Annotated in this window: 1 protein-coding gene; it reads right to left on the bottom strand. The window is 57.4% G+C overall.

The genetic code is table 11. The features are described 5' to 3' along the window. Positions 1 to 394, bottom strand: a 394-nt coding sequence (locus AC5PZ0_RS28315; protein ID WP_493856220.1) for an immunoglobulin-like domain-containing protein, incomplete at both ends; no start/stop codon positions are given.

Genomic DNA, 394 nt, shown 5'->3' on the forward strand with positions numbered 1-394 from the left:
GTTGATGTGAACGGTGAAGGTCGGTTTGACGTTTTCAGCCACCGAAACCTGGTCAGCGGTGATGGTGACTTTGACCAAGTCGCCTTCGTTGCCCGGCGTGCCTGGCTCGTCGGTGACAGCGGTGCTGACCGGCGTTTTGTCCAGAACCAAGTTCTCGAACTTGCCAACATCCGCGCCATCAACGGTGGCGATCGATTTGATCACTGGATCGTTGGTACCGACGTAGACGTTGTCCGGAGCAGTCACGGTGGTGAAGCCGGTGGTGCTGTTGGCCGGCACAGTGATGACGGTGGTGCCGTCGCTCAACGTGAAGGTCAGCGCCGAATGTTTATCAATCGGCAAGCCATCTTTGTTGGTCAGCGTAATGGTGTAGGTGATCGCACCGCCTTCGGTG

This window comes from Pseudomonas sp. 5.2 (genome assembly GCF_059025405.1).